At 44.3% G+C, this 1,179-nt stretch carries 1 protein-coding gene; it reads left to right on the top strand.

The features are described from left to right. A partial coding sequence (tuf, locus tag B554_RS0100015) for an elongation factor Tu (RefSeq protein ID WP_019456510.1) occupies positions 1 to 1,179 on the top strand: 1,179 nt, incomplete at its 5' end.

Below are 1,179 nucleotides of genomic sequence, written 5' to 3'. Positions count from 1 at the left end.
AAGTTTGAACGTAATAAGCCACACGTAAACGTGGGCACAATCGGTCACGTTGACCATGGTAAAACAACTTTAACTGCTGCGATTGCAACTATTTGTGCAAAAACTTACGGCGGTGAAGCGAAAGATTACTCACAAATCGACTCAGCACCTGAAGAAAAAGCACGTGGTATTACAATTAATACTTCACACGTAGAATACGATTCTCCAATTCGTCACTACGCACACGTTGACTGCCCGGGTCACGCCGATTACGTTAAAAACATGATCACTGGTGCTGCTCAGATGGACGGCGCGATCCTTGTATGTGCTGCGACTGATGGTCCAATGCCGCAAACTCGTGAACACATCCTTCTTTCTCGTCAGGTTGGTGTACCTTACATCATCGTATTCTTAAACAAATGCGACCTTGTTGATGACGAAGAATTACTTGAATTAGTAGAAATGGAAGTTCGTGAACTTCTTTCTACTTATGACTTCCCAGGTGATGATACTCCAGTAATCCGTGGTTCAGCTCTTGCTGCTCTTAACGGTGAAGCAGGTCCTTACGGTGAAGAATCAGTTCTTGCTCTTGTAGCAGCTCTTGACTCTTACATCCCAGAACCAGAGCGTGCTATCGACAAAGCATTCTTAATGCCAATCGAAGACGTATTCTCAATTTCTGGTCGTGGTACTGTAGTAACAGGCCGTGTAGAATCAGGTATTGTTAAAGTTGGTGAAGAAGTAGAGATCGTTGGTATTAAAGATACAGTTAAAACAACTGTAACTGGCGTAGAAATGTTCCGTAAACTTCTTGACGAAGGCCGTGCAGGCGAGAACTGTGGTGTATTACTTCGTGGTACTAAGCGTGAAGACGTACAACGTGGTCAAGTACTTGCTAAACCAGGTACAATCAAGCCGCACACTAAATTCGACGCAGAAGTATACGTACTTTCTAAAGAAGAAGGTGGTCGTCACACTCCATTCTTAAATGGTTACCGTCCACAGTTCTACTTCCGTACAACTGACGTAACTGGTGCGATCCAGTTGAAAGAAGGCGTTGAAATGGTTATGCCAGGTGACAACGTTGAAATGTCAGTAGAATTAATCCACCCAATCGCAATGGACCCAGGTCTACGTTTTGCGATCCGTGAAGGTGGTCGTACTGTAGGTGCTGGTGTTGTTGCGAAAGTAACTGCATAA

The organism is Acinetobacter sp. GG2 (assembly GCF_000292385.1).
Classification (GTDB): Bacteria; Pseudomonadota; Gammaproteobacteria; order Pseudomonadales; family Moraxellaceae; genus Acinetobacter; species Acinetobacter seifertii.
The sequence above is the reverse complement of the archived record's forward strand: the minus strand, read 5'-3'. Positions and strand labels throughout refer to the sequence as shown.